This is a genomic window from Anaerotruncus sp. AF02-27 (genome assembly GCF_003465835.1).
GTDB lineage: Bacteria > Bacillota > Clostridia > Oscillospirales > Ruminococcaceae > Anaerotruncus > Anaerotruncus rubiinfantis.
Genome location: NZ_QSBX01000001.1, coordinates 75,801 through 97,781, shown reverse-complemented (window position 1 = coordinate 97,781; position 21,981 = coordinate 75,801). Strand labels below are relative to the sequence as shown.

At 54.4% G+C, this 21,981-nt stretch carries 21 protein-coding genes and 2 tRNA genes; 17 read left to right on the top strand and 6 right to left on the bottom strand.

Annotation, left to right across the window (positions count from 1 at the left end):
- Positions 1–93: 93 nt before the first annotated feature.
- Positions 94–1,473: a citrate/2-methylcitrate synthase gene (locus DWV16_RS00515; protein WP_341472906.1), complete on the bottom strand. Its 1,380-nt coding sequence runs from the start codon at positions 1,471–1,473 to the stop codon at positions 94–96.
- A 165-nt stretch (positions 1,474–1,638) separates the two neighbouring features.
- On the opposite strand from DWV16_RS00515, the gene spoIID reads away from it, so the two are divergent.
- The 3 genes from spoIID (at position 1,639) to DWV16_RS00500 (ending at position 5,800) form a co-directional block, all read left to right on the top strand.
- Positions 1,639–2,715 carry a stage II sporulation protein D gene (gene spoIID / locus DWV16_RS00510; protein ID WP_066457541.1) on the top strand — a complete coding sequence of 359 codons (1,077 nt, stop codon included), beginning with the start codon at positions 1,639–1,641 and terminating at the stop codon, positions 2,713–2,715.
- A 190-nt stretch (positions 2,716–2,905) separates the two neighbouring features.
- Positions 2,906–4,318, top strand: a complete 1,413-nt coding sequence (gene trkA / locus DWV16_RS00505) for a Trk system potassium transporter TrkA (protein ID WP_066457546.1) — start codon at positions 2,906–2,908, stop codon at positions 4,316–4,318.
- A 30-nt stretch (positions 4,319–4,348) separates the two neighbouring features.
- Positions 4,349–5,800: a TrkH family potassium uptake protein gene (locus tag DWV16_RS00500; protein ID WP_066457549.1), complete on the top strand. Its 1,452-nt coding sequence runs from the start codon at positions 4,349–4,351 to the stop codon at positions 5,798–5,800.
- 51 nt (positions 5,801–5,851) lie between these two features.
- Here the strand turns inward: DWV16_RS00500 and DWV16_RS00495 are convergent, their stop codons facing one another.
- From DWV16_RS00495 to DWV16_RS00475, 5 genes are all read right to left on the bottom strand, one after another.
- Entirely contained in the window at positions 5,852–6,172 is a 321-nt protein-coding gene (locus DWV16_RS00495) for an AzlD domain-containing protein (protein WP_066457551.1), read from the bottom strand.
- Positions 6,169–6,894 (bottom strand): AzlC family ABC transporter permease, encoded by a 726-nt coding sequence (locus tag DWV16_RS00490; RefSeq protein WP_118477541.1) that lies wholly within the window; start codon positions 6,892–6,894, stop codon positions 6,169–6,171. Before DWV16_RS00490 ends, DWV16_RS00495 begins: the two co-directional genes overlap by 4 nt.
- 33 nt (positions 6,895–6,927) lie before the next feature.
- A complete protein-coding gene (locus tag DWV16_RS00485; RefSeq protein ID WP_118477540.1) occupies positions 6,928–8,838 on the bottom strand; it encodes an NAD(+) synthase in 1,911 nt (636 codons plus the stop codon).
- Between the two features lie 130 nt (positions 8,839–8,968).
- Positions 8,969–9,379 (bottom strand): DUF2500 domain-containing protein, encoded by a 411-nt coding sequence (locus DWV16_RS00480; RefSeq protein ID WP_066457557.1) that lies wholly within the window; start codon positions 9,377–9,379, stop codon positions 8,969–8,971.
- Positions 9,376–10,902 (bottom strand): hypothetical protein, encoded by a 1,527-nt coding sequence (locus DWV16_RS00475; RefSeq protein ID WP_118477539.1) that lies wholly within the window; start codon positions 10,900–10,902, stop codon positions 9,376–9,378. Before DWV16_RS00475 ends, DWV16_RS00480 begins: the two co-directional genes overlap by 4 nt.
- A gap of 198 nt (positions 10,903–11,100) precedes the next feature.
- On the opposite strand from DWV16_RS00475, the gene DWV16_RS00470 reads away from it, so the two are divergent.
- From DWV16_RS00470 to DWV16_RS00405, 14 genes are all read left to right on the top strand, one after another.
- Entirely contained in the window at positions 11,101–11,715 is a 615-nt protein-coding gene (locus DWV16_RS00470) for a flavin reductase family protein (RefSeq protein ID WP_066457560.1), read from the top strand.
- A gap of 41 nt (positions 11,716–11,756) precedes the next feature.
- A tRNA-Ser gene (locus tag DWV16_RS00465) sits at positions 11,757–11,843 on the top strand.
- A 47-nt stretch (positions 11,844–11,890) separates the two neighbouring features.
- Positions 11,891–11,981: transfer RNA gene (locus tag DWV16_RS00460), tRNA-Ser, on the top strand.
- Between the two features lie 320 nt (positions 11,982–12,301).
- A complete protein-coding gene (locus DWV16_RS00455) occupies positions 12,302–12,991 on the top strand; it encodes a hypothetical protein (protein WP_118477538.1) in 690 nt (229 codons plus the stop codon).
- Between the two features lie 156 nt (positions 12,992–13,147).
- Positions 13,148–13,804, top strand: a complete 657-nt coding sequence (locus tag DWV16_RS00450; RefSeq protein ID WP_118477537.1) for a hypothetical protein — start codon at positions 13,148–13,150, stop codon at positions 13,802–13,804.
- A gap of 69 nt (positions 13,805–13,873) precedes the next feature.
- Positions 13,874–14,059, top strand: coding sequence for a hypothetical protein (locus DWV16_RS00445; RefSeq protein WP_118477536.1), 186 nt, complete (start codon positions 13,874–13,876; stop codon positions 14,057–14,059).
- 75 nt (positions 14,060–14,134) lie between these two features.
- A complete protein-coding gene (locus DWV16_RS00440) occupies positions 14,135–15,310 on the top strand; it encodes an antirestriction protein ArdA (RefSeq protein ID WP_243007246.1) in 1,176 nt (391 codons plus the stop codon).
- Positions 15,311–16,072 (top strand): hypothetical protein, encoded by a 762-nt coding sequence (locus DWV16_RS00435; RefSeq protein WP_118477534.1) that lies wholly within the window; start codon positions 15,311–15,313, stop codon positions 16,070–16,072. It begins immediately after the preceding gene.
- Between the two features lie 12 nt (positions 16,073–16,084).
- A complete protein-coding gene (locus DWV16_RS00430; RefSeq protein ID WP_118477533.1) occupies positions 16,085–16,399 on the top strand; it encodes a hypothetical protein in 315 nt (104 codons plus the stop codon).
- 362 nt (positions 16,400–16,761) lie between these two features.
- Positions 16,762–18,189 carry an FAD-dependent oxidoreductase gene (locus DWV16_RS00425; protein ID WP_158572743.1) on the top strand — a complete coding sequence of 476 codons (1,428 nt, stop codon included), beginning with the start codon at positions 16,762–16,764 and terminating at the stop codon, positions 18,187–18,189.
- Between the two features lie 61 nt (positions 18,190–18,250).
- Positions 18,251–18,739 (top strand): TRAP transporter small permease, encoded by a 489-nt coding sequence (locus tag DWV16_RS00420; protein ID WP_243007254.1) that lies wholly within the window; start codon positions 18,251–18,253, stop codon positions 18,737–18,739.
- Between the two features lie 18 nt (positions 18,740–18,757).
- Positions 18,758–20,023: a TRAP transporter large permease gene (locus DWV16_RS00415; protein WP_118477530.1), complete on the top strand. Its 1,266-nt coding sequence runs from the start codon at positions 18,758–18,760 to the stop codon at positions 20,021–20,023.
- Between the two features lie 45 nt (positions 20,024–20,068).
- Entirely contained in the window at positions 20,069–21,157 is a 1,089-nt protein-coding gene (locus DWV16_RS00410) for a TRAP transporter substrate-binding protein (protein WP_118477529.1), read from the top strand.
- A gap of 127 nt (positions 21,158–21,284) precedes the next feature.
- Positions 21,285–21,854, top strand: a complete 570-nt coding sequence (locus DWV16_RS00405) for a glycerol-3-phosphate responsive antiterminator (protein WP_118477528.1) — start codon at positions 21,285–21,287, stop codon at positions 21,852–21,854.
- The last annotated feature ends 127 nt before the right edge of the window (positions 21,855–21,981 follow it).

The following is a 21,981-nucleotide window of genomic DNA, read 5'->3' as shown; positions in this document are numbered from 1 at the left end:
TTGTATGGATTCTTGAAATTTGCATATTATTAACCTAATAATTATACCTCTTGCCATCGGGGATGGCAAGAGGTATCTTTTTTTGGATTTGGATTATTTGCGCTCCGCAAGGGGGATATACGGCCGGTCGCCAATGACAGGCTTGTAGGCGGGGCGCATGATCTTATTGCTGGTGCAGATCTCCTCGAGCCGGTGGGCGCACCAACCGACCGTGCGCGCGATGGCAAAGAGCGGCGTATGCAGCTCGTCCGGGATGCCGAGCATCCGGTAGACCAGCCCGGAATAGAGGTCGACATTGTTGGAGATCGAGCGGTCGGTTTTCCATTTTTCACGCAGGATATTGGGCGCGAGACGTTCCACCGCATTGAGCAGGCGGAATTCCCCTTCAAAATCGGTGCCGTGCGCGAGGCGGAACGCGTTCTTTTTGAGCACGGCGGCACGCGGATCGCTTTTGGTATAGACCGCGTGCCCAATGCCGTAGATGAGCCCCGACCGGTCTCCTGCCTCCCGGTTGACGACCTTGCGCAGATAGTCGCGGATTTCGTTGTCGTCATCCCAATTTTGGACATTTGCCTTGAGGTATTCGAGCTGTTCTATGACTTTAAAGTTGGCGCCGCCATGCCTTGGGCCTTTGAGCGCACCAATGCCTGCGGAGATGGCCGAATAGGTGTCGGTGCCAGAGGAGGTGAGCACCCGCACGGAAAACGTGGAGTTGTTGCCGCCGCCATGCTCGCTGTGCAGCATCAGGCATAGGTCAAGCAGATTCGCTTCCTCTTCGGTAAAGCGTTTGTCCGAGCGCAGCAGGCGCAGAATGTTCTGCGCGGTGGAGAGCTCGGGATCGGGGTTGTGCAGGTACATGCTGCGTCCGTCGTAGACGCGCTTTTTCACCTGATAGGAATTGACCATGATCGAAGGCATCCGCGCAATCAGCTGGATCGACTGGCGCAGGACATTTTCGATTGAAGTGTCATCGGGGCGGTAGTCATAGGTATAGAGCGCCAGGACCGACCTGGCGAGCATGTTCATGATATTGGGGCTTGCGACCTTCATAATCATATCTTCTGTAAAGTTGTCGGGCAGATTGCGCGATTCAGCGAGCATCTCCTGGAATTTGGCGAGCTGCTGACCGGTGGGAAGATTGCCAAGCAGCAGGAGCCAGGCGGTTTCCTCGAAACAGAACCGGTTGTCAGCGGCGCAGCCAGCGATAATGTCGTTAATATTGACGCCCCGATAGGTCAGCTCGCCGTCGATGGGAACCTTTTCCCCCTCGTTGATGAGGTAACCGTGGACGTTACAGATCTGGGTGATGCCGGCCATCACACCGGTGCCGTCCGCATTGCGCAAGCCACGCTTTACGTTGTATTTGGAGAAGAGTTCCGGATTGATATTGTTATACTGCGCGTACTCGTTGCATAAACTTTTAATATCCTGCTGCAGCTGTTCGCTGGGCAGGTCGAGTTCCTTCATATGCATGATTCGGTGGCTCCTTTCGTCGGTTGGATGCGTTTGACATCGCCGGATGACAGGTATAATTGTACTGTAGCTATGGGGTGAAGTCAAGCAAATACATTCTGAAAATAGAAATAATATGAAGGCGTTCGCGAAAAATCTTTCATAATGAGAGGAAGTAAAAGACAGATGAAACTGATAAACACCCTCGTGTTTGCCCTGGTTATGTTTTTGATCCCACTCCTGGCGCTGAACCAGGATGCTGGAAATCTCCAGCTTCTCCCAGTGCGGGAGCCGGCTCAAAGCGCACAGACGAATAATGAGAACCGGGTTCCTGCAAATTCGCAGCCGCAGGAAGGGGATCCTGCAGAACCGGCCGCGCCGCATCAGACGGTGGAACTGCAGGACGACGGCTTTCAAATCCTGGACGAGCGCACCGGCGAACTTTTTTCGGTGAGCGCGCGGGATTATGTGCGCGGCGCGCTTGCAGCTGAATTGCCGCCGACCTTTCATCCCGAAGCGCTCAAAGCGCAGGCGGTGGCGGCGCATACATACGCTCTGAATCTAAAGCGGCTCAACGCCGAAGGCCTCGGAGAAGAACGGCTGAATGGCGCCGACCTTTCGGCCGACCCGCTCAACTGGAAGAGTTACACCACCGAAGCGGTCTTCCGTGAACGTTACGGTGAACTGGCAGACGCCTACTGGAAAACCATCTGCGACGCGGCGGATTCGGTGAGCGCTTACCTTCTGACCTATGAGGGAGAGCCGATTGTGGCGGCCTATCATTCGATGTCCTCCGGAACCACCGAGGACGCCGCCAATGTCTGGATCGGCGGAAAGCCTTACCTCGTGCCGGTCGAGAGTTTCGGAGATACGCTCGCGCCCGATTTCGTCACGACCGAAACCTTCTCCGCCGATGAGGTCGCCGCGGCCCTGCGCGGCGCCTGTCCGGATATCCAGCTCGGGGCCGACCCGTCCGGATGGTTTTCGGTGCTCGAACGCTCGCAGGGCGGTTATGTGACAAAACTTTCGGCTGGGGATCAGCAGATGCACGGCAAGGAGCTGCGTTCGCTGCTTGACCTGCGTTCTTCCGACTTTGCAATCAGCTGGGACGGCGCAAAATTCATCTTCACAGTCACCGGCTATGGGCATGGTGTCGGCCTTTCGCAGTATGGAGCGGATTATATGGCGCGCCAGGGCGCCACCTTTGATGAGATCCTCGCGCATTATTATCCAGGCACCACCCTGGCGGCAATCGGGCAGTAGGAAGGAATGCGAGAAGCGCCCGCGGACGGAAGTCCGCGGGCGCTTTTTTTACGGGACAACCCCTTGTATCCGGGGAATTTCTGTGATAGTATTGCATTGTTCGGATATAAAGACTATAATAATATTTCGCGCATTTTGGTTAAAGTTTTGCAAAGATGCCGGGGGAAAACGGCAAGAGGAGATACGGAATATGAAGATCGTGATTGTGGGCGACGGCAAGGTCGGTTATACCCTGACCGAGCAGCTCAGCAAGGAAGGCCATGACATCGTGGTGATTGACTCTAACAAACAGGTGCTGCAGGAGTCGGTCGAGACGCTCGACGTGATGGTGGTGCATGGAAACGGCGCGAGCCTCAAGGTGCAGAAGCAGGCGGATGTCGGCGACTGTGACCTGGTGATCGCGGCGACAAGCGCGGATGAGATCAACATCCTTTGCTGCATCATCGCGCGCAAGCTTGGCTGCGCGCATACCATTGCCCGCATGCGCAACCCTGAATATGCCGAGCAGCTTTTCTTTTTAAAGGAGGAGCTGGGGCTCAGTATGACCATCAATCCTGAACGAACGGCAGCGAGCGAGATTTTCCGCCTGTTGCAGTTCCCCTCCTTCCTCAAGCGGGATTCGTTCGCCAAAGGCCGTGTGGAAATTGTGGAGATTGTTCTGCGCGAAGGGAACATCCTCAACGATAAACATCTTTCTGAAATGTATAAGATTGCCGGCGTGCGGGTGCTGGTCTGTGCGGTTGAGCGGGGAGACGGGGTTTTCATCCCGGACGGAAACTTCCAGCTCAAGCAGGGCGACAAAATTTATGTCACCGCTTCGGCAGCCGATCTGGCGACGCTTATCCGCAATCTGCATATCGAGAGCCGCCGGGTGCGCGATATCATGATCATCGGCGGCAGCACAATCGCCTATTATCTGGCGGCCGACCTGCTCGATATCGGCGTGGACGTGAAACTGATCGAAACCAAGCCTGAACGCTGCCGGACGCTGGCAGAAAAGCTGCCGAAGGCAGAGATCATCAACGCGGACGGATCAAGCCAGGCGGTTCTTCTTTCCGAAGGGATCGAAAAGACCGACGCGGTGGTTACGCTGACCAATATGGACGAGGAAAACCTCCTCATCTCGATGTACGCAAACCACATTGGCGTGCCCAAGGTGGTCACCAAGATCAACCGTACCGAGTACAGTGAGGTCTTCCGGGATAAAGGGATCGATTGCGTGATCAGCCCCAAGCTGCTGACGGCAAACGATATCGTGCGTTATGTGCGCGCCATGCAGAACACAACCGGCGGATCGGTGCTGACCCTGCACCGCATCGTGGACAACAAGGTCGAGGCGCTTGAATTCCGCGTGACCGAGACCACCCGCCACCTGGGAGAGACGCTTTTGCAGATCACCCTGAAGCCGAATATCCTGCTGGCCTGCATCAATCGCTATGGGAAGATCATCATCCCAAAGGGCGAGGACACCATTGAACTCAATGACACGGTGATTGTGGTCACAACGGCCGACCAGACCATCTATGACCTCAACGACATTTTTGATGATAAAATTGAAGCGTCCGATTACGAATACACCATCAATGACCAGTATATCGTATAACGGGATTGTTTTTTCGGGAGTAAAAAGATTATGAATTATCGGATGATCCTGTTCCTGATCGGTTATATCCTGCGGGTCGAGGCGGCCTTCATGGTTCCCGCGCTCGCGGTTGCGCTGCTCTATCACGAGCAGGCCTCGGTCAGCGGCTTTTTCATCACCATTTTGATTCTTCTGGCGGTGAGCATGCTGACGGTTTTTGTCCGTCCAGAGAAAAGGACCCTCTATGTGCGCGACGGGATGTTCACGGTTGCGCTGGCATGGATCGCGGTGTCGTTCTTCGGCGCGCTGCCGTTTTTCCTCAGTGGGTCGATCCCCAGTTTTGTCGACTGCATCTTTGAAACCGTTTCCGGCTTCACCACCACCGGCGCGAGTATCCTGACCAACGTGGAGGGGCTGCCGTTCGGAATGCTTTACTGGCGCAGCTTTACCCACTGGCTGGGCGGCATGGGCGTGCTGGTGTTCCTGCTGGCAATCGTACCGCTTGCGAAGGGCTCGGGCAACTCGCTGCATCTTCTGCGCGCGGAAAGCCCGGGGCCGCAGGTCGGCAAACTGGTCCCGAAGATGCGCGACACCGCCACCATCCTCTACGGTATCTATATCGTGCTGTCGCTCATCGAGGTCATCTTCCTGCTGGCGGGCGGGATGTCGCTCTTTGACAGCATCACCACCATGTTCGGTACGGCCGGCACCGGCGGCTTCGGCGTGAAAAACGACAGCATCGCCGGCTATAGCCCCTATCTGCAGGTGGTCGTCACTGTCTTTATGGCGTTGTTCGGCGTCAATTTCAATATCTTTTATCTGCTGCTCATCCGTGAGTTTTCCAAGGCGTTCCACAACGAAGAACTGCGCGCTTACCTTGGGATTATGCTCGGATCGATTATGATCATCACTGTCGACATCATGCCGATGTTCGGCAACCGCTTCGGTGAAGCGCTGCGGCATGCGGCGTTCCAGGTTTCCTCGATCATGACGACCACCGGCTTTGCCACCACCGACTTTAACGTTTGGCCGGAGCTTTCCCGGGTGATCCTGGTGGTGCTGATGATCGTCGGCGCGTCGGCCGGTTCGACCGGCGGCGGCATCAAGGTCTCAAGGCTTCTGCTGCTCTTAAAGTCCGCAAAACGGGATCTGCAGAAGATGCTGCGCCCGCGCGCGGTCAAGACGGTGCGGATGGACGGCGAAATGATCGACGATGCCACCCTGCGCGGGGTGCACGCGTATATGACCGTTTACTGCGCGATTGCGGTTGTGTCGATCCTGCTGATCGCGCTCGACAATTTTTCGTTTGAATCGAACCTGACCGCTGTGCTTGCCTGTCTCAATAACATCGGGCCGGGCCTCGGCGTGGTGGGGCCGATCGAGAACTATTCCGTGTTTTCCGATTTCAGCAAGGTGATCCTCACCGCGAATATGCTGATTGGCAGGCTCGAGATTTTTCCGATTCTTCTCTTGTTTGCGCCGTCCATGTGGAAAAAGATCTAAAAGCCAAAGAAAAAGGCCGCTGCATTTTGCAGCGGCCTTTTTGGGCGCTTTTCAAAGGAACAGACGCATGACTTGTTCGGCCAGAAAGACAGCGGCGGTCGAGCCGAGCGCCACCGTGAGGAGCCCGCGTCCCAGATAGGCGAGCACCAGCGCGGCCAGCAGCCCGATGGCTGCGGATGCGATGCTGGAAGTGGCGAAGAGGATGTCCGGGAAGGTCATCGCGGCGAGCACGGCGTAGGGGACATACTGCAAAAACGATTTGACGAACCGGTTTTCAATCTTCCGTTTCATAAAGACGAGCGGCACCATGCGCGGGATGTAGGTGACCAGCGCCATGATAAAAATCCCGGTGAAGATACGTGGATAATTCATTCGGCGGCCACCTCCGGTTCATCCTCGTCACCCGCGGGATAGCGCAGAGCGGCGTAAGCGGAAGCGGCGATTGCGCAGAGGATGATTGCCCAGCCGCTCGAAAGGTTTTTGAGTATCGGCGTGAAGCGCAGGACACAGCTCAGCACAACCGCAATCGCGATGACGACCGCAACCGGCTTCACCTTGCGGGCAGGCGGCACGATGATTGCGATAAACATACCGTAGATGGCCACGCCGAGCGCGCTGCGCAGGACGGCGGGCAGAAGGCTGGTTGCCGTCGCGCCGAACAGGGTTCCGAGCGCCCACCCCCAGTACGGGGTGAAGATCAGCCCGGCCAGATAGGCGGCGGTGACCGGCCCTTTCTGCTGCATGCCCACCGCGAAGATTTCGTCGGTCACACCGAACGAGAGAACCGCCCGCTGCCAGGTTGGCATCGCGGGGTCCGCCTTCTGCGCAAGCGACAGGCTCATAAGCATGTAGCGGATATTGATGACGAAGGTCGTGACGGCAATCTCTATGTAGGCGCCGCCGGAGAGCAGCAGCGCCGTTCCGGCGAACTGTCCGGCGGAGGTGAGATTTGTCATCGAGATGAGCAGGGAGATCCAGAATGGCAGGCCGTTTTCGGTGCACATCATACCGAAAGTGAATGAGACCGAAAGGTATCCGAGGCAGATTGGCACACCATCCTTGAGCCCCTTTATGAATGCTGTTTTATTATTCACGTTTTGTTACTCCATTGTACTGTTCATGAGAAATCAGAGGCTGTCCACTTCGGCAAGCCAGAGCGAAGCCACCGCGTCGCTGGGCATCCGCCAGTCGCCGCGCGGCGAAAGCGAAACCGAACCGACTTTCGGGCCGTCCGGCAGGCAGGAACGCTTGAACTGCTGCGCGAAGAAACGGCGGTAGAAGTTTCTGAGCCATTTGAGGATGGTTTCGCGGGGATAGTCCTCCCCAAAGGCGTAAAGTGCGAGCCGGAAGATCTTGCGCGGTGCGAATCCCCAGCGCATCATATAGTAGAGGAAGAAGTCGTGCAATTCGTACGGGCCGACGAGGTCCTCGGTTTTTTGCTCGATTTCACCCTCGCGCGGCGGCAGAAGCTCAGGGCTGACCGGCGTTGCGAGAATGTCATAGAGCACCTCCCGCAGCTTTTCATCGTCCGCGCGCTGTGCCTCGTAGGCAACCAGATGGCGTACCAGCGTTTTGGGAATCGAGGCGTTGACCCCGTACATCGACATGTGATCGCCGTTGTAGGTCGCCCAGCCAAGCGCCAGCTCGGAGAGGTCGCCGGTGCCGACCACCAGACCGTTCGTTTCATTTGCCAGATCCATCAGCACCTGGGTTCGTTCCCGTGCCTGGGCATTTTCGTAGGTCACGTCACGTTTTTGTGGGTCGTGGCCGATGTCCGCGAAGTGCAGGTCGACCGCCTTCTTGATATCGATGTGATGCAGGGTCACGCCGAGCCGTTCGCAGAGAAGTTCGGCGTTGCCCTTGGTGCGGGCGGTGGTGCCGAAACAGGGCATGGTCACAGCGACCACATCCTTGCGGCTGCGGGCGCAGAGGTCTGCCGCGCGCACCGCGACAAGAAGCGCCAGCGCCGAATCGAGCCCGCCCGAGATACCGACCACGCAGGTGTTCGCGCGGGAATGTTCGATCCGCTTTTTTAGGCCATAGGACTGGATGCGCAGGATGTCCTCGCAGCAGCTTTCCCGGGCGGACTTATCGGACGGAATGAATGGTTTCGCGGGCACCGGGCGGGAGAGCGGCGTCTCGCGTGCCGGGAGGGAAAAGGTCGAATGCAGATAGCCTTTGTCTTTTCTCTCCGGATAGGTGGTGAGCCTGCGCCGCTCGTAGACGAGCCGCTGCACATCGATTTCCGAGAAGATGAACCCATTTTCAAAGCGGCGGCTCTCAGCGAGCGGCACGCCGTTTTCGCAGATCAGGTTGTGTCCGGCAAAGACCATGTCGGTGGTGGATTCGCCCTCGCCCGCATCGGCGTAGAGGTAGCCGCAGACGAGCCTTGCCGACTGCCCAGAGACGAGCGCGCGCCGGTAGGCGTCCTTGCCGACCGTCTCGTCGCTGGCAGAGAGATTCACGATGACCGTCGCGCCCGCAGCGGCGTGCGCGGTGGAAGGCGGATTGGGGGCCCAGAGGTCCTCGCAGATTTCAGCCGCCACAGTGAGGCCGGGCAGCGTATCGCAGGAGAAGAGCTGGTTTTGACAGAAGGGGACCGCGTCGTCCCAGAGGTCGTGATAATCATATTCGTCCGGCGCGGGCGCAAACCAACGCTTTTCGTAAAACTCGCCATAGTTCGGCAGATGTGTTTTCGGCACGAAACCGAGAATCTCGCCGCCGCAGATCGCGGCCGCGCAGTTATAGAGCTTACTGCGGTGGATGACCGGAAGGCCCGCAAAGAGGAGCATGTCCAGCTTTGCAGTCTCCTTTGCGATTTTTTTCAGCGCTTCGAGCGCTCCTTCCAGGAGCGTCTGCTGCAAGAAAAGGTCGCCGCAGGTGTAACCGGTGATACACAGTTCGGGAAGCGCAAGCAGCTGCACCCCGGCCTCCCGCGCTTTTTTCGCAAGCGCGATGATCGAATCAGCATTATGGGCACAGTCGGCCACGCGGATGTCCGGCGTGCCGCAGGCGACCCTGATAAATCCATCCTTCATTGAAAAAATCCCTCCGAAACCTGGAATGGCGTTTCCACATATTTACCAAATTATTATACTACATTATTGCGCAGACAACCAACAAAAAATAGCCGTATAACGGCTATTTTTTTATCCTGTATGATCTATCTCAACGGGTTCGTTCAAATCCTTTGTAACGGGTCCCCTGGAAGGTGAGTTTTCCGTGGTCCCCCTCAGCGAGCATCCCGTATTCCCGGCCGGACACCCAGAATTCCAGCCGGTCGCCGCTTTCTACCTCAAAGGTGACATAGTAATCGGTGGAGGAGGTGGTGTGCATCCCGTGCGCACCGGTCGCATCACCGGCATTCATATGCTGATGATGGTGCACGTCGGTGCGCTTCGAGACGAGCGTGGCGTCCACCGTGAGAACCGGTGAAGCGTTATTCCGGCTGTACTGCCGGGCGCCGACGACCGCGTTGCGGATAAAAATGCCGATGATGATGGCGAAAACGACAAAGAAAAAAATTGGAAAGAGAGTCGACATCAGGTCAAACCCGAATCCGAAAGGACTGATGCTCATGAACCAAGTACCCCCATTTCTGTCAGCTGCGCGGATGGAAGTCCGGTGAGGTCGACCGTGTAATCCGCTCCGGTGTAGGCGTAGCCGATAGGCGCGCCTCCCGCGGCGAGGTCAGCATTGTAAAAGCTGTCGGTGAACGCGCCGTAATTATAACCGGCCACGCAACCGATCCGCCGGTATTTAGCGGGAGCGGTGACGCGCACCGACACGATTCCGCGGCTGATATAAGTGTTTTCATTATGCCCGATGAACCCGCCAATGTCAATTGGAAGCTGGTTATCTTCCGCGTCCGCGGTCACGTTTCCGGTTGCGGTGCAGGTATAGACCCCGGCGTCCAGCGTGCGGCCAATGAGTCCGCCGGTCGATGCTGTGCCGGACACCTGTACGTCAGCCCGGCAGCCGCGGACCGTCCCGCCCACAAGTTTCCCGATGAGCCCACCGGTTTCTTTGCCGCCCTGTACCTGACCGGAAAAGCTGCAGTCCTCTATGACGCCGTAACAGGCGCCCGCGAGCCCGCCGGCGGGTGCGCAGTCATCCCCGGATTCCGTTTCAAGACGAACCAGCCCACCCCAAAGCGAAAGCCCGGTGACGCGTCCGTCCCTGCCGACGCAGGAAAATAACCCGGCGGGCGAGCCGGAAACGACCATCGAAAGGTTCCGGATGGTGTGACCGCCGCCATCGAAAACCGCGGAAAAACCGGCTGGGGCCGGGTCGCGCGGGTCAGTGGGCAGATAACAGCCAATCGGGTCGATTGAGATCCCGCCAAGGTCGAGGTCGGCTGTAAGTCGGTAGGTATTCGCGGCATAGGCGCTGTCGCCGGAGTTGACCAGATCCGCGAGCTTTGCAAGTTCCCGCGGCGTGCTGATCGGGATCTCCCGGCCATGCGCCGCGGGAAGAGGGAGGTTTTCGACCGATACGAACCGGTAGAGCTGCCGCCCGGCGGGAATGATCCCGGCAAGCACGGCTGGAACAGGCGCGGCCGACGGGGCGAAGACGTACCGCGCGGTGCGCCAGGCGCGGCTGTCCATTGTCCGTTCAATCGTTAAAGAAAGCCTGCCGGCCGGATCCATTTCACAGGCCAAAAGTGAAAGCTCCGGAGACTGCGGGGACACGGGCGTTTCCGAAGGGAAGAGAAAGCCTTCGTCCGAGCCGCTTTCCGGCGCATGGCAGCCGAAAAATAAGGAACAGAGCTCATCGATCTCCGCCGCGGGGATCGAATAATGCAGAATGGTTCTGCTGTCCTGATAAACGGCATAAGGCGCAAGCCCGCCGGTTTCCCGCAGGAACGCGAATGAGAACGCCACAGCAGCTTCAGGATCGGCTTTTCCTGGTTCAAATTGCGCGCCAAGCAGCGCGTTTTCGTAAATGCGGATGTAGTCGCGCATTAAAAGGTCCTCGGCCGCAATGTTTTTCGGATCCGGAATGGAAGGGGAACCGGCGGCGTACGCGACAGGGGAGGACAACAGGCAGAGCGCGAGGGTCAACACAGCGGCAAGGATTTTGGCAAGAAATCGATTTTTCATTCTGTGCTCCTATCCATATAGTAATTATGCTGCGTGGTTATTACGTATGGTTATGATTCTTTACTATATTATACCCATTCGCAGGATGCCTGTCTATCAAATAGTGTCGGTTCCAGATTCGTTTTGTTGCATCATGCCTCCGAAATATGGTATGCTTAGCCTCAGAATGCAGATGATAAGGAAGGTGCAATTGCCGCCATGCCAAAATTAGTTTGGAAACCTGGGACGCTGCTCGCACCGGTCCCGCCTGCGCTGGTCAGCTGTGGGACGTTGGAAAAGCCGAACACCTTTACAGTTGCCTGGACCGGCATTGTCAATACCAATCCGGCAATGACCTATATTTCTGTCCGGCCGGAGCGGTATTCCTATGGGCTCATTCGGGAGAGCGGCGAATTCGCGGTGAATCTCACCACCACGGCACTGGTGCGTGCGGCGGATTTCTGTGGCGTGCGTTCTGGCCGCGACTTGGATAAGTTCGCGGCCTGCAAGCTCACTCCGGAGGCCGCCGCGGAGATTTCAGCGCCGCTCATTGCGGAAAGTCCGCTTTCGCTGGAATGCCGGGTGGAGCGGATGCTCGAGCTGGGTACCCATCATATGTTCCTGGCGAAGATCGTGGCGATCGATGTAGATCCGAAGCTTGTGGATAAAGCGGGCAGGCTCAATCTGGGCGCGGCGGGGCTTGCGGCCTATGCGCATGGAGAATATTTCGAACTCGGCAGACAGATCGGCACGTTTGGTTTTTCGGTCCGCAAGAAACCCGCGCGGAAAAAATCCCGCCCCAAAAGAGGCGGGAAAGGTTCGCCGGATGCTTGACTTCGCAGGCATTTTGTGGTATTATAATCTCCGTCACGTACGGAGAGATGTCCGAGCGGTTTAAGGAGCTGGTCTTGAAAACCAGTGACTCGCAAGAGCCGTGGGTTCGAATCCCACTCTCTCCGCCAATTCTCCTTACGAGGCAAATAGAATTAAGAGACGTTACCACCTATTTGGAGATGTACCCAAGTTGGTGAAGGGGCTCCCCTGCTAAGGGAGTAGGTCGGGAAACTGGCGCAAGGGTTCAAATCCCTTCATCTCCGCCAAAAAGCATACCCACTTTGGATACCATCGGCAGAAATGCCGATGGTATCGGGCTTTTCGGGGGTTTTTGTCCCTCAAAATTCAGAGGTGAAACCAAAGATCCAAATGAGGGTTTTGCACAAGCTGGCAGGATTCGAACCTTCAAAGTCCCTCAGAACTCACAGCGCCCTTTTTGAAATGGAATTTTCAAAAAGGGCGCTGTTTTTGTATCCAGCAAAAGTCAGAGTGCCAAAGGCGTCAATCTCTCAGCCAACAGGCTGAAGGGTTGGCGCCTTTTTTCATTTCCCGAAAAAGGGCGCTAAAGTTACAAAGGAGGAAAATAATGGAAAACATCCATGCCCGGCAGGAGAAGGCCCGCAGCCGCTTCTTCGATGAACTATCCCTGCAGCTGCGGGAAAAGGGCATCGTATCAGAGAGGAAAGGCGCAAACATCCTGCATGTGTATCTGGACGGGGAACCCGTCTGCGACGTACACCATACCAGCAACATCTTCAGCTGTGAAGGCCGCAAAGAATCCGAGGAGGCCAATGAACTCCAATATGAAACAACGAGGATCGCGCACACGGTCAGAGCGTACCTCAATGCGTTGGAAGCCGCGCCCCCTCTCCACGCCAAGGGTCTTGATCCAGAGGATGGTTACAAGCAGCTGGCCGACTTCGGCGGCGTGGTGCTGGCAGGCAGGGAAACCGCACACGGCTGCCAGTTTGTCACATGGAGCTGGGACCCCAGGCATGAATATGTGGAGACGGGCCACTACTTCGCCGGTAGCTATGAGGGTGCCAAGCAGGATTTTGCCTTCCGCGCCAGATTGGTGGACCGTGACCTCGTTTTTACCCCAGAGCAGCTGTCGGAAATCTACCGCTGTGTGTCAGAGGAACTGGAGAATAGCTGCTATGTGGGGGGCAAACGACAGCTGCTGGAGGATATCTGCCGCCAGATCGAGTGTGGCGTTCCAAATCTGCAGGAGCTGGTGAGCCAATCCAATCAAAATGAAATCAATATGAGTTTGTGAGCGCCGGGGTTTTAGAAATAAGGCTCCGGCGCTTTTTTGCGTTCCAGGGTAGGTGAAACACAAACCAAAGCAGGCCCACAGCGGCAGAGAGCCCACAGATGATATATCCCCAGATAAAGACGGGCAGATAAACTTACAATTAAAGGAGTTGTTGAGATGCAGCAAAAATATTTTATAGAGTTGTCCAGACGTCTGGCGGGAGTAGGAATCGACAGCAGAGAGACCTCTCCTACCTGCCTTTCCGTCCTGCTTGGCAGTCACCCCTCCCTCACTGTCGATCCCACCGGTAATGTGTCCCTGTTGCGGGAATGGAGTGAGAGTATGGAAGCGAATGACCTGTTTCATCGAACGGACGCCCTTGCCGGCGAGGTATATGAATATGTCCATGCCGTTGAAACCGCACCCCGTCTCTCTGCCGGGGGATTCGCAAACAAGCTCTGTTCGCTTGCGGATTTTGGCGGCGCGGTGCTGATGGGGTGGGAACAGGAGGATGGGCAGGTGTATCAGTTTGCCACATGGATCTGGGAACGCAGCCGGACCGAGGCCAACCATGTCCATCGCTATGGAAACGACTTTCGGAACGCAAAGCAGGATTTCGCTGTCCGCTCTGGGCTGATCTCCAAGGCCCAACTGTTTACGCCGGAGGAAATGACGGAGTTGTACCGCGCCACAGACGTTTTGCTGGAAATGAGCCCGCAGGATGAGCAGTTGAAGGCCCTGCAGAACGCCCGGCTGAAAATCGCGTACACAATCCCAGATCTGGCGGAACGGCTGGAACGGGGCCAAGAAACGGAACAGCAAATGAACATGTAAAAATGTGTGAGAGCCGGGGTTTTGGAAACAAAGCCCCGGCTCTTTTTGCGTTTGGAGGAGGTGAGAGACATGACCACGAAGCAAAGCGATCCCAGATCCCATATCGGCAAGGCCAGCGGGAGATCCGCCCATAAGTGTGAGGGCTGCCTGTATCCCCACCACGGCTTTATCTGTTGGGGCAGGGACGGCAGCTGTATGCGCACCGATGTGGAGGAGCTGACCGAGCGGCACTGGCGGTCAAAGATAGGCAGGTAAGATTGGTAGGTTTGGGTATTCCCTTTGACCCGCTGTTTCGGTATTGTGTGTCGTTAAGAAATGGAGGTGGAAGCGTTGATTTTCAACGCAATTCTCAAAAATCCAAAGCACGAAGAATATGGCGAGGCAGCCGTCCCCTTCCCGATTCCACCCAATGAGTATGAACCCATTTTGGAGCAGATGGAGGCATTGGAGTTGGGGGACGCTGTGCAGCAGGACTGCCGGATCAGCGAAATCGACGGCGCGTATCCCATCCTCAAGCGGATGGAAGGCAGCAGCGTCAATCTGGACGAGCTGGACTATCTGGCCAAACGGCTGGACAGCTTCACAGATCAGGAGGCGGCGCAGTTCCAGGCAGCGGCGGTAAAGTTCGGGATCAATGGGATCAAGGATCTCATCAACCTGAGCTTCTGCTGCCAGCAGACGACGGTCATCACTGACTTCTCAGATCTGAACCAGATCGGGCGGGATCATTATTTGACCCTGCACGGCGGGTGTGTCCCTACTGAAAAACTGGAGCAGCTGGACACCCGACAGTTTGCCCTCTCGCTCATCTGCAATGCAGATGGGTATGTGACCCCCTACGGGGTGATCTACGACAACGGGCTGGAGATGGAAGAACTCTATGATGGAACCCATTTCCCCTGTTACCTGTATGATCAATCAGAGCTGATCCTAGAGGTTCCCTCGCAGACAGGATGGAACGAAGCATCCACCTGGCTGTACCTACCCATGCCGGAGAGACAGATTAAACGGCTTCTGGAGCGGGACTGCCTTACCCCAGAGGATGCCGGTTACAGGATTACAGACAGTGAACTGTCTCCCAAGGTCAAATACATCGCGGAAAAGCAGGAAAGTTCTATCTTGGAACTAAACAAAATGTGCGCTGCAATTTCAGCACTGGACAGGTGCAGCCGCACAAAGCTGGATGCTGCCATTGAGATGGCCGAACCGGGAAACCCTCTCCAGATCGAACAGCTTGCCAAAAATCTGGAACTGTTCGACTTCGTTCCCGGCATCAAAACCGCAGCGGAATATGGCCGGTATCTCATCCAGGAGTCAGGGGATTTTTCCTTCGACAAGAACCTTGAAAATTATTATGACTATCAAGCCTACGGCGAGGATCGTCTGGACAGGGAGATGGGACTGTTCATCCCGGAAGGATATGTTTGCTATCGAGGTTTCCTCAGCCTGGATGAAGTGATGGCGGGACTTGAATCGGAACGCATGCCCCAGATGGGAGGGATGTAAATGCGGGAGATGACCGATCTCGCCGGCGTCCGGCAGACGGCGAAAGCCCTCCTCATGCTCGACCTGGTATTAACCCCGTATTCCCCGATGGTGGTTCAGCATCCCTTTACCAACAGCGGTATCACCTATGGCCAGAAAGATGGGAAGATGCAAATTCTGAATCTTGTGGAAAATCCGGACGATCTGGACGCATGGCGCGGTAGTATAAAAAAAGCGATTGAAGAAGCAGACAGCCCATACCACCTCTATATGATGGTCAATCCTCCCTATGCCCTGACTTTCCTCAAGTACACAAAACCATATCTCGGGCGGGATGACTTCTCAAAAATCCTCGCTGGAGCATGGATCATGTCGGAATACGCCAACAGCGATGAGGCTGTGAGCAAGGTGGAATTGGTGGAGATGTTCCGGGCGTCCGACCCGGCGATCCTGATGGATACCGACGAGCGGGAACAGCTGGCGGGGCTGGATGACCCGGTCACCGTCTACCGGGGCGTCACATCCTACAATGCAGAAAATATCAAGGCCCTGTCATGGACACTGAGCTATGATACCGCCAGGTGGTTTGCGGACCGGTTTGTAGAATCGGGAACAGTTTACAAATCGCAGATGGAAAAAGCCCATGTACTGGCCCTGTTCAACGGCAGGAATGAGTCGGAAATCATACTCGACCCCAAGTATCTGCCGGAGATCGAACCGGTATTGGAAAACAGGGAGGCAGAAGCAATGGAACCGAAAAATGAAATTGAGATACAGATGTGAGGATGAGATGTTTTGGGCACCAGAAGCTACATCGCAAAACAGATTGGAGAAGATCAATACCTGACTATCTTCTGCCACTTCAATGGATACCCTGATGACAACGGAAAAATTCTGGCAGATCACTACAACACACCGGAAGAGGTTGACCAGCTGCTGGCTTTGGGCAGCCTGTATTCCCTTGGAGAACGGATATCGCCTGACCCGCAATATCCCCACAATTCCAATCACGAGCAGCCTGGGGTGACCATCGCATATGAAAGGGACGAGGGTTTGACAGATTGCGGCGTCCACATAATGTCCTTGGATGAATTACTCTATAGAGTTTGAGTACTTCTCAGGTATAATGATAATAACTACAAATTGAAGCGACAAGTTGGATTCTTGTTATTAGGGTTTATCTAATAAAAACCGCTCGTCAGGTAATGCGTCAACTGCACGGCATAAACAAGATGAAAAATTTGATTTTTGTTGTATTTCGACAAAATTCGATATGAATTAACAAACAAAACGGAGAAGATGATGAGAATGGATTGAAATGGAGAAAATATGTGTTAAAATATGATTAATGACTAGAGGTTGTGAGAAGGTCAAAGCGCTCTCTGAGAGGGCTTTGGTCTTTTTTTTGTATTTTTAACGTAGTTTCTTTATTCTAGTCATTATAAAAAACGAATGATAATGGAGGGTTGACTGTGATCACAAAACATCTGGGACAATATGATGTCATTGTAATCGGTGGTGGGACTGCCGGCGTACCTGCGGCGATTGCTTCTGCGCGCGGCGGCGCGAAAACACTGCTGGTTGAAAGGACAGGGGCACTCGGGGGATTGATGGCGTCTGGAATGCCCGCATTGGGAATCCTGGATCGACAACAAAACAAAGTTGTGGGTGGGATCATCGAGGAAATTGTGGATGAATTGACAGAAGAAAAGCTCGCTTTTGGAAATCTGCGCTGCCCGCTTCACAACTCCATTACCACAGTGAGCCCCTGGTGGTACCGAATCGCCTGTACGCGGAAATGCGTGGATGCAGGGGTGGAAATCTTGTATAGTGCGGCATTATTGGACGTGCGTGTAGAATGCTCCAAGGTATGTGGCGTAAGCCTTGTATCCGGCAGTTACCTCTATATCGCGGACTGTCAGGTGCTGATCGACGCCACAGGAGATGCTACCGCCGCTTACTTGGCTGGGGCGGACTTTGAAATTGGACAGCCGGAGGAACTGGAAGAGATCATCGCGGTACACGCTAAACAGGAAACCCGGTACGATATCGGGCATTCCAAGTGCGGCAAGGTCCAGCCGGTGAGCATGACCTTTTGCCTGGGCGGGGTGGATACTGAAAAATTCTTGCAGTACATCGAAAAGCACCCGGAGACTTATGAATCCCCAAAAGGTTACGGCATGCACTATGATAAAGAATACCTTTTTCATTCGTCGGCGATCTATTTTACCGGATTTGGCGAATTCATTGAGCAGGCCAGAAAAAATGGGGATTTTGACATTCCGCGCGACCGGGTCATCTTCGCCACACAGCCCAACAAGGGCGAGTATCTGATCAACGCCTCCCGCGTCATCGATATCGATCCCACTGACCCCATTCAGATGAGCCAGGCAACCAATGAGCTGCACCGTCAGGTTGCTATGCTGACCCGGTTTTTCAAAAAATACTGTCCAGGGTTTGAGGACTGCTATCTGGCCAATATCGGCGCTTTTGCAGGGGTGCGGGAAAGCCGGCGGGTTCGAGGGCGAAGGACGGTCACCAAAGCTGATATTGATGCGCTAAATATACCGGAGGACAGTATTGCGCTTGGCGGTTACAACTGTGACATTCACCTTTCCGGCGTGGGTCTGTATTTTCAGCCGGTAAACCACGGGATTGGGATTCCTTATGGAGCGATGATTCCTGAAAGGCTGGATGGGCTAGTGGTGACTGGCCGGTGCATTTCCACAGATTCCTATGCTCTGGCGGTGCTGCGGGTGATGGGCGCCTGCCTGGCCTTGGGGGAAGCGGCAGGAACGGCTGCGGCATTGGCTGTGAAAAACCATCTGTCGGTGACAGAGGTGGATGTGCCTACTCTGCAAAAAATACTGGTCGAAAATGGGGGCGTCGTCTCCATATAATAAACGGATTCGCCGGGATTTCCGACGGATCAATGTTGAGAGGATGATGGATTTGTCCAAAATGATTGCCAAAGTGGTAAAGTTGCTGGAATGGATTCTCGCATTGCTACTGTTCCTTTCTATCGTGTTCATTCTGGCGCAGGTGATCTGCAGATATGTGCTGCGCAGCCCGCTTTCCTGGACGGAACAGACCTCCCGGTATCTGTTTATCTGGATGATCATGCTGGGCGCGCCGATCACTTTTTACCGGAAAAATCCGATGAGCTTCGACCTGTTGGTGCAAAGCCTTCCAGCGAAGTTTAAATATGCAGTCGAGCTGTTCGCAATAATCCTGATTATATTGTTTTCCATGTATTACGGGTATCAGGCCATCACACTGGCGGCAAAGGTGATGGGCAGATATACGACCGGTGTGGAGGTTCCGTTGACATTTATGTATTCTTCCATGGCGGTGTCCAATCTGCTGATTATCCTTGTTATGTCCGATCAGCTGCGCATCCATTTGGGGATGCTCAAAAAACAAACGCCCCATCAAAATTACGGGCAGTAAGGCTGGAGGAAATACACGATGTTACTGGCTATGATATTGCTTTTCATGCTACTGATCATGTTGGGGATCCCGATCTATATCTGTATGGGCGCTTCGTCCGCCATGTGGCTTTTATGTTCCGATGTGCCGGGTTTTATCTTGGCCCAGAAAATGTTTGGGCAGACCGACAGTTTTTCCCTGATGGCGATTCCCTTCTTTATGCTGGCAGGCCAGTTGATGGAAACAACTGGGATCACCGAGGGAATTATGAAATTTGCCAACAGTCTGGTGGGACATATCAAAGGCGGTCTGGCGCACACCGCCACACTGACCGGTATGATCATGGCCGGGGTATCCGGCTCAGCGAACGCAGACGGCGCGGCGATCGGTGCGGTGATGTTGCCCGCTTTGAAACGTAGCGGATACGAAGATGGACAGGCTGTATCGATTGTGGCTGCGGCGGGCGCGTTGGGACCGATCATTCCGCCAAGCATTTTCATGGTGATCCTGGCGAACGCGACAGGCACCAATGTGGGTGATTTGTTTCTTTCCGGTTTGATCCCCGGGATCATCATGGGCGTTGGTTTCATGATCGTCAACTATCTCTACGCCCGCAAGAAAAATGTCCCAGTTTCCCCGTTCCTGGGTTTTCAAAATATCTGGAAAACCTTTCAAAAAGCAATTTGGGCGCTACTGATGCCGATGATTATTCTGGGCGGAATCCTGATGGGGGTATTTACCGCCACGGAAGCGGGTGCGGTCGCTTCGCTGTATGGAATTCTCTATGGCATTTGCATCCGAAAACTGAACCTCAATTCCTTTATCAACTGCCTGGTGCAGGGGGTGCTTTCCTCAGTGGGCCCGATGCTGCTGATCGCGTCCTCCGGTGTGTTCGCTTATATGCTCACCACCTTGGGAACGGATAAGATCGTTGCAGATTTTGTACTTACCTATATTCCGCATCAGCGACTTTTCCTGTTTTTTATTCTATTGCTGGGGTTGCTGCTGGGATGCTTCATTGACTCGATTGCTTCCTGCCTCATGCTGATGCCGATCCTGATGCCGATTGTGGCGGAACTGGGCATTGACTTTTCGCTTTTTGCAATTGTGTTTTCTATTTCCTTCTTGACCTGCACCATTACGCCGCCGGTAGGCACTTTATTGTATGTGGTCTGCGGGGTGGACGGTACGCCGGTCACCAAAACCATCCGGCCGATTATTCCTTATGTACTGACAATGGCAATTATCGTAATCTTGATTATTTTTTTCCCCGGATTGGGAATCTGGTTGCCGTCAGTTCTCTAATAATAAGGAATGTAAATTTTGTGAAAATAGAATGGAGGCATTTGAATGAAAAAGGTTCTTTCTGTATTGCTTGGATTGGTTCTGTGCCTGTCGCTGATGGCCTGTGGATCCTCTGCCGACAACGCGGCTGCGCCTGAAACGGCGCCCAGTACATCTGCCGCGGATTCCCAAACGCCGCAGTCCACGGTCGGAGGCGATGATTTTTCCGATATAAAGCCGGTAAAGATCAAATTTGCACACGGTTACGCCGGTGGTGAATTGGCAGTGGAACTCGTGGAGGAGTGGATGGACCTGGTGACCGAGAAGACCGGCGGCGCTGTGGAATGGGAATACTATTCTGGAGGCTCCCTGGGTTCCATCACCGAGATTATTGAACAGACGGACCTTGGAGCGGTGGACCTCACTGTTACCGATACCTCCCAACTGCAAAATTACGCGGAGGAATATGCGATTCTGTTTTATCCATTCCTGTTCCAGTCCTATGAACATCAGCTAAAGACGCTGGAGAGCGACATCATGGACAAATTCTCCGCTGCGCTGGAGGAGAACTCTAATCTGCACGCACTGGGTTATTATGTCAACGGTGTGCGCAATATCTGCTCGAAAAAGCAGCTTGCCTCTCTGGAGGATTGCAAGGGTGTGATCCTGCGCGTCCCGGAGATCCAGGTTTATAAGGATACGGCGACCCTGCTGGGAATGGTACCGACTACGATCTCCTACAGTGAGATGTACACCGCCTTCAACAGTGGTATCTGTGAAGCTGTGGAATGCCCGAACAACTCGCTGTATCCCAGTGGCTACCACAAGGTGGGCCCGTACATCCTAAAAGCAGGGCATATGTTCTCATCCTGTGCAGTAGAATTTAACAAGGATTTCTGGAACCAGTTGGATCCACAGGTGCAGGCGGTGCTGCAAGAGAGCTTTGACAGCCTGACTGCTGCGCATGCCGAAAAGGTGATTGCGGCGGATGAAGAATTCTATAAACTCTATGAAGAAGAGGGAGCAACCGTCAGCGAATGGGCCGACGCGCAGGCCCCCGCGGATGCCAGTAAGGACTATTGGTACACCAGCGCAGAGGCGCTGGGCGGTGATTCCAAGGATATCGTTGATGCGATTGTTGCGCTCAGAATCTGATGATTATGGATGCGCCACAGGCAGTCTGCGGCGCATCCATAGTCCAATCCCACCGCTGGAAAAGATTTGATTCTTGACAGAGTATGGCTTTGCATATATCCTAGTTTAGGGAAGGTGGGATAAATCGATGGAAAAGGAAAGCATTTCAGACTATTTGCAGGATTGTCCGGTCATCGCGGCGATCAAACGTCCTGAAGAACTGGAGGCTTGCCTGACAAGCGAATGCAGGGTAGTTTTTTTCCTGTTTGGAGACGTTATGAATATTTCCGGATTTGTTTCCCGGGCAAAAGCGGCTGGGAAATTGGTACTGGTGCATATCGATCTGATTGAAGGGCTGGCGGCACGGGATGTGGCTGTGGATTTTATCTCAACAGGAACTGACGCGGATGGGATCATTTCAACCAGGGTGAACCTGCTTCGGCGTGCCAGACAATGCGGGCTATATACGGTACAACGCTTTTTTGTACTGGATTCGCTTTCGCTGGAGAATATTTCCAAGCAGTTTCCGTTGGAATATGCAGACGCCATTGAAATCCTGCCTGGCGTTATGCCGAAGATTATACATAAAATTGCATCCTTTTCCCATCGGCCCGTAATCGCCGGTGGACTGATATCGGACAAAGAAGATGTGATGAATGCATTGCGTGCTGGCGCAATATCGGTATCCACCACAAATCCGGATATTTGGTTTTTATAAGGCCGGATTTTCCCAGTGAGCGGGAATAGAAAAATCTAAAATAGTATGCTGTTGCAGAGAATGTGGAGTATGGCAAAAGCACCCGAAAGGGAGCTTTTACCATACTCTTTTTCATTCCAGCTTTGGT

What these genes read in the sequence shown, in the direction of transcription:
- DWV16_RS00480 (WP_066457557.1), bottom strand. Translation starts at nt 9,379, where the DNA reads ATGAGCATCAGTCCTTTCGGATTCGGGTTTGACCTGATGTCGACTCTC.
- DWV16_RS00420 (WP_243007254.1), top strand. Translation starts at nt 18,251, where the DNA reads ATGATTGCCAAAGTGGTAAAGTTGCTGGAATGGATTCTCGCATTGCTA.
- DWV16_RS00500 (WP_066457549.1), top strand. Translation starts at nt 4,349, where the DNA reads ATGAATTATCGGATGATCCTGTTCCTGATCGGTTATATCCTGCGGGTC.
- DWV16_RS00470 (WP_066457560.1), top strand. Translation starts at nt 11,101, where the DNA reads ATGCCAAAATTAGTTTGGAAACCTGGGACGCTGCTCGCACCGGTCCCG.
- DWV16_RS00415 (WP_118477530.1), top strand. Translation starts at nt 18,758, where the DNA reads ATGTTACTGGCTATGATATTGCTTTTCATGCTACTGATCATGTTGGGG.
- DWV16_RS00405 (WP_118477528.1), top strand. Translation starts at nt 21,285, where the DNA reads ATGGAAAAGGAAAGCATTTCAGACTATTTGCAGGATTGTCCGGTCATC.
- DWV16_RS00515 (WP_341472906.1), bottom strand. Translation starts at nt 1,473, where the DNA reads ATGCATATGAAGGAACTCGACCTGCCCAGCGAACAGCTGCAGCAGGAT.
- trkA (WP_066457546.1), top strand. Translation starts at nt 2,906, where the DNA reads ATGAAGATCGTGATTGTGGGCGACGGCAAGGTCGGTTATACCCTGACC.
- DWV16_RS00485 (WP_118477540.1), bottom strand. Translation starts at nt 8,838, where the DNA reads ATGAAGGATGGATTTATCAGGGTCGCCTGCGGCACGCCGGACATCCGC.
- DWV16_RS00435 (WP_118477534.1), top strand. Translation starts at nt 15,311, where the DNA reads ATGCGGGAGATGACCGATCTCGCCGGCGTCCGGCAGACGGCGAAAGCC.
- spoIID (WP_066457541.1), top strand. Translation starts at nt 1,639, where the DNA reads ATGAAACTGATAAACACCCTCGTGTTTGCCCTGGTTATGTTTTTGATC.
- DWV16_RS00450 (WP_118477537.1), top strand. Translation starts at nt 13,148, where the DNA reads ATGCAGCAAAAATATTTTATAGAGTTGTCCAGACGTCTGGCGGGAGTA.
- DWV16_RS00495 (WP_066457551.1), bottom strand. Translation starts at nt 6,172, where the DNA reads ATGAATTATCCACGTATCTTCACCGGGATTTTTATCATGGCGCTGGTC.
- DWV16_RS00445 (WP_118477536.1), top strand. Translation starts at nt 13,874, where the DNA reads ATGACCACGAAGCAAAGCGATCCCAGATCCCATATCGGCAAGGCCAGC.
- DWV16_RS00455 (WP_118477538.1), top strand. Translation starts at nt 12,302, where the DNA reads ATGGAAAACATCCATGCCCGGCAGGAGAAGGCCCGCAGCCGCTTCTTC.
- DWV16_RS00475 (WP_118477539.1), bottom strand. Translation starts at nt 10,902, where the DNA reads ATGAAAAATCGATTTCTTGCCAAAATCCTTGCCGCTGTGTTGACCCTC.
- DWV16_RS00410 (WP_118477529.1), top strand. Translation starts at nt 20,069, where the DNA reads ATGAAAAAGGTTCTTTCTGTATTGCTTGGATTGGTTCTGTGCCTGTCG.